Origin of the sequence: Flavobacterium frigoritolerans (assembly GCF_025847275.1) — a bacterium.
Classification (GTDB): Bacteria; Bacteroidota; Bacteroidia; order Flavobacteriales; family Flavobacteriaceae; genus Flavobacterium; species Flavobacterium frigoritolerans.
Genome location: NZ_JAOZEV010000041.1, coordinates 1 through 4,834, shown reverse-complemented (window position 1 = coordinate 4,834; position 4,834 = coordinate 1). Strand labels below are relative to the sequence as shown.

The window sequence follows — 4,834 nt, the reverse complement described above, 5'->3', positions numbered from 1 at the left end:
CTTTTTTAAATTGTAGATTTTTTTTAAACAGATCCGCAGCTGCAGCTTTTCCTGGCACGCAAAAAAATCTACTTTTGGTTTTATAAATACATTGGGAATTTCTTTCTCAGCAAATTATAATCAGCGTCGTTTAATTCTTCTCTAAGCCATGTTTTAAGTGGTAATTTGCTTCCGCCTATAGCATTGTAGCCTAGAATACGATTGTAATTTTTAAGCCCAAAGGTTTTGCTGATTAACCTAAATTGTGCCTGAGAAACACCTGTTAAGGTTTCGAAAATCTGTGTTTCATCTGTCCCGCTGTAACGGTTCATTGCATCGTACAATAGGGCTACTTTTTGACTGGCAGAAAAAGTAGGAACTAAATTAATATCGCCTTCATCGATATATTTTTTATTTCCTCCTAAAACAGATTTTCCGTTTTTATTGGTCTTGGTTAAGAAATACACTCCTAATCCCAAAATCACTACTGATGCAGTTACTATAATTACTTTTTTCTTTGTTGTCATCATTAGAAAAATCCTTTTATTAAAAATCGCAATTTGGCAATATCATCTTCCTTAAACTGGTCTTGTAGCCATTCCACTAAATTCATTTTTACAAGGGTGGCGCTTCGACGTTCTCCAAATTCATTGTACACCCGAATAAATCCGTTGTGATTGAGTCCTGTTAAATTATTCTCCACGGTTTTGTAATTTGCCCCTAAGCCTAATAAAGCGGTGTAAATGGCTTCGGCTCTTGCTTTGGCTTGTGTTATATTGATATTACTGGGTTTGTATCGTACATCTTCTTTGATTCGGGAAAATCCTTTGAGTACCTTGTAATAGATAACAGCTACCAAAGAGCCAACGAGTAAGAATTTTAAAATCGTGATTCCTGCACTGATTCCCTTTTTTGCGTTTTCCTGTGATTGTGTAATTGCCTTTTGTCCCTGTGGACTTGATAAAACAGTTGCAACAACAGCAGGGTTCGACAATCCTCTCTTTTTCATGTGCTGTGGTTTTTAGTTAGACAAAAAACCTTTTATCATGGGAAAATTGGTTTTAAGCTGTGTGATGGCTTGGGGGCTTTTGGATAACTCAGCGAGTTTACTAAGTACATCGGTATCGAGTTGTGCCAATTCCGCAAGCGCATTTGTTTTTGCTTTTATCTCAAAAGGATTGATTGTTTTTATGTCTATTGTAACACTTGTTTTTATGCCTCCCATAATTGGTGTTTTTTTAATAATTGTGCTAATTCATTTGAAAATTCAACATTGGTACTCAGTCCACTAGTAATACTCTCCAATACACCCACAACGGTATCATCAATGCTTTGCAAAGCCGTTGCAAAGTGTTGTTTGACTTCACTGGAATACATTTCCATTGGTGCTGCAAGTCCTGCAACTGGTGCAGTTCCTTTTACAAAACCAATAAGAGTAGGCAATTGCTGTATCGCTCCTAAAAGCATTTCCTGTGTGCCTTTACTTTTGTTGGTGTCGTACTTGGATGCCAATTGCTCTTCTCTAATATCCTCGTATTTCTTTTTGTATTCCTTATTTTCTGCCTTTAGTGTTTCTACTTCGGTAAAAAGTCTCGAAGCATCATTTTTGGCTACCATGAGATTCATAATATCCAATGTTCCTAAACCAAAAGAGTTAGAAAACACATCTGCTTGCGGGGTTTTTACTTGCTGTACTGGAATTTGTTGTACGTGTTGCACCTGTGAGGATTGGTCTTGTTTGGAGAAATTAACATCAAATGATTGTCCATCGATTTTATACGAGCTTCCGTTTTTACGTTTTAAGGCAAGTGTCAAATGACTATGTCCTTTTGCAAACAGGGATTCGAAAAATTCTTCTGCACTCCCATAATCTGCAATAATTTCAGCATGTGTTTTATTGCGAAATAGAAAAGAATTAGTATCTAAATCAAGCACAGAAACTGCCGAATACGAATCGGAATTTAATTTGTCTATCAGGTTGTCTAGTGCTTGCATCGGATGTATTTTTTGTAAATAATGTCTAGTTCTTTTTTGTTCCAAGTGAACTTTGAAAAGTCGCTTCTTTGGGAGTTGTCGATTGTTGCAAAGCGAATGGTTAATTCTACTTTTGATGTTGTACCATCGGGCGGAACTATCGTCAATCGTTCCTTACTGGCTAATTCAAAATCATTGACAAAGACACTCACAAACCCACTATTGACAACTTGCAGTGTTGTTACATCGTCAATTGTAACTTCTTTGTCTTCTTTAAACTTCAAAAAAACTACTCCCGTGTTTATTGATATAATGTCTTTTATCATTTGATTTTATGTTAGGTGCAACTCTCGGGATTAATTTTATAAATCAGTATCAAATGAAAATAAGTGTCTTTGATTACTGGTTGATTTGTTTTTGCTTTGAACGTAAAGGTTTTAGATTCGGTATTAAAAAATAACGGTTTGTAACTGTCGTCAAATCCTGCACCTTCTCTGCGTTTCCAATGGTCGATGTGGGTCGGTTTTGAAAAGGAAACACCGCTATCGTCATAAATCCCATATTGCGCAAAATTGTCTATATCATTATGGTTGGTGTGGAGTTCTGCTCCAAGGACAAAACCTACCTCGAGTGCCGTTGCATATAACGCTTCGGTTTCTCCTTTTAGGATTGTTATATTGATTACTTTTTCTTTTACTGCCATGTTTTTTGATGATTAAAAAAAGCCGTAACTACTTACGGTTTACGGCTTTTGTTATGATTGATAAACCTTGTATTATCGTTTTGCTTGGTGTACTCTGAATTCAAAACGAACGTTAGAATCCGCAGCTGCCGAAACAGAAACGCCTTTAGGGTACTCGATTTCAATTTCAAATTCCAAGTTCGAACGGATTAAAGGCGAAGTAGAAATACTTCTGTAAAAATTCGTTGTATCGCCTATCAAATCTGTAATTGGCATATCGATTAAAGAATTACCATCTTGTTTGATTCTCAGCTCTGCATTTAAAAAAGCAGCATCAAACAATTTGTTTGAATTGATGTTGGTATTGTCCCAAGTTTCATTTTTAAGGTTGGCACTTGCATTTGAACCTCTGAGCACTCTAATACTGTCTATGATATAATCACGACCTGCATTTAATTTGTTCCCATCAATATTAGTAATACCGACTTCACGTTTGGTATTTACATCAACAATTCCAACTGTACCCGCTTGCCCTTTGATGGCAACACTCAAATACAAAGTTTTGTCTGTTAATTCTAATTGTCCTACTCTTGGAACTGCTCCGTTTCTTTTAGCCTTAATTGTCGCTACCGCTGACGCTAATTCTGATTTTCTGCTCATTGTAATTGTTTTTTGATTGATGATTGATGATTTGACCAAAACCTATGATAGCTTTGTTTTTATTTTTTAATGCTTATTGGTAAAGTTCGTGGTACAATGCTTCTTCCTCTGCTCCGTTTAATCCGTGTTCTTCTTCTCCGTACACGTCGGCTTCTGCTCCGTGTAATCCTTCTTCATCGGTGTACACTTCGTCAAATGCTCCGTTTAACCCATCTTCTTGTTGAAAGATATTCCCTGCTTCATCGATGAACGTACCGCTTAAACCTTGCTCGTCGTATTCATACACATGACCATCGCCACCCATGAACTGACCGTTTAAACCGCCTTCATCACATGGACAGGCTAAACCAAATGCGCCTTTTGCGAATAGTGCTCCTTTGCCTGTTCCTGTGAATTTTGAACTCAGGCTTTTTTCTGATACTTTTTTCACTGCGATTAAGGCTTGTACTACTGCACTTCCCATTAATGCACCTCTGAGCAAATTGTCTTTTGTGCTTGTGCCACTTACTTTGGTTGCTCCAAATACAGATGCTCCTGCTAGAACAATGTTCATGATTGGGCTTTCTGACTGAGGTAATAATGTACTCGCTCCATTTGATAGCATACCGCCAACAATTCCTCCTCCAATGACTACTACTTCTTTATTCATTTGTTGTTGATTTTAATTATTTACTTTTTTTTGTGGCTAGATAAATTCCACCACCCACCACTACTGCTCCCAAAACATACAAAAGGGTATTGTTCTTTGGCTTTTCTACGGCTGTTGGCATTGCCATTGATTCTGCAATGTTTGCTTTTGCTGTAGATGCTGTTTTTACTGGTGTTAGTTCGCCAACTGGCTGACTATCGTTCATTACACTTTCTACCGATTCGTTGTAGGTACTGCTTTCATTTTGTGGGCTTCCTAAATCTGAGGTCGCTACAAAGGTTGCAGGGGTAATGGTGCTTACGGCTTCAATTTGTGGTCGTGCTCGGTTCTGCACGGCGCTTACTACTTTTCTCCCTATTGTAGTTTTTGAAAGGGCTACGCCTTTTCTAACTGCTTTAGACTTTGCCACTCTGCTCACCAGTTTACCTCCTTTAGAATTTAATAGCTTCGAAGCGATTCCTCCACCAATTGGGATAAATCCTGCTGCAATCGGGGCAGCAAACTTGGTTACTTTGATAGCGTTTTTTAAACTGACATTTTTTAGCCTGATTTTTTTCAAAAAGGACTTTCCTAATCCTGTTTCTTCTTCATTAATAATTATCATACTTCATTGTTTAATTAGTTTTCTTTAAAAATAAAACGCCTAAGAGTGCACCTATTCCTAACAAGACAGGCAAGTTTGTGGTTTTCTTTGCAACGATTGTTGTTTTCTTTGCAATGCCTTTGCGGTTTGTTTTGGGAGCGTTGAGCCCGAAGTGTGGTAAGTTGACTTCTGTGTCGTGTGCCATAGTGTAAATGGGTTCTCGGTTTGTACTAGTTGTGCCATCGATAATAAAATAACCTTGTTTTATATCGCCTGTTTCTTGATTCAGTGGTACAATAACGTACAC

Annotated in this window: 10 protein-coding genes; all 10 read right to left on the bottom strand. The window is 37.6% G+C overall.

The features are described 5' to 3' along the window. Positions 1-80: 80 nt before the first annotated feature. A complete protein-coding gene (locus tag OIU80_RS20710; RefSeq protein WP_264288866.1) occupies positions 81-509 on the bottom strand; it encodes a hypothetical protein in 429 nt (142 codons plus the stop codon). Next, a complete protein-coding gene (locus OIU80_RS20705; RefSeq protein ID WP_264288865.1) occupies positions 509-988 on the bottom strand; it encodes a hypothetical protein in 480 nt (159 codons plus the stop codon). Before OIU80_RS20705 ends, OIU80_RS20710 begins: the two co-directional genes overlap by 1 nt. A 12-nt stretch (positions 989-1,000) precedes the next feature. Then, entirely contained in the window at positions 1,001-1,204 is a 204-nt protein-coding gene (locus tag OIU80_RS20700; RefSeq protein WP_264288864.1) for a hypothetical protein, read from the bottom strand. Further along, a complete protein-coding gene (locus tag OIU80_RS20695; protein WP_264288863.1) occupies positions 1,192-1,974 on the bottom strand; it encodes a hypothetical protein in 783 nt (260 codons plus the stop codon). The genes OIU80_RS20700 and OIU80_RS20695 overlap by 13 nt, the downstream gene beginning before the upstream one ends. Beyond that, on the bottom strand, positions 1,962-2,279 hold the full coding sequence (locus OIU80_RS20690) for a hypothetical protein (RefSeq protein ID WP_264288862.1): 318 nt from the start codon (positions 2,277-2,279) through the stop codon (positions 1,962-1,964). The genes OIU80_RS20695 and OIU80_RS20690 overlap by 13 nt, the downstream gene beginning before the upstream one ends. An 11-nt stretch (positions 2,280-2,290) precedes the next feature. Beyond that, positions 2,291-2,656, bottom strand: coding sequence for a hypothetical protein (locus OIU80_RS20685; protein WP_264288861.1), 366 nt, complete (start codon positions 2,654-2,656; stop codon positions 2,291-2,293). A gap of 72 nt (positions 2,657-2,728) precedes the next feature. Continuing rightward, positions 2,729-3,295 carry a hypothetical protein gene (locus OIU80_RS20680; protein WP_264288860.1) on the bottom strand — a complete coding sequence of 189 codons (567 nt, stop codon included), beginning with the start codon at positions 3,293-3,295 and terminating at the stop codon, positions 2,729-2,731. 73 nt (positions 3,296-3,368) lie between these two features. Further along, positions 3,369-3,944 (bottom strand): hypothetical protein, encoded by a 576-nt coding sequence (locus OIU80_RS20675; protein ID WP_264288859.1) that lies wholly within the window; start codon positions 3,942-3,944, stop codon positions 3,369-3,371. A 16-nt stretch (positions 3,945-3,960) separates the two neighbouring features. Further along, positions 3,961-4,548: a hypothetical protein gene (locus OIU80_RS20670; protein WP_264288858.1), complete on the bottom strand. Its 588-nt coding sequence runs from the start codon at positions 4,546-4,548 to the stop codon at positions 3,961-3,963. Between the two features lie 10 nt (positions 4,549-4,558). After that, positions 4,559-4,834 (bottom strand): hypothetical protein (locus OIU80_RS20665; RefSeq protein WP_264288857.1); only part of this gene is annotated, 276 nt, incomplete at its 5' end.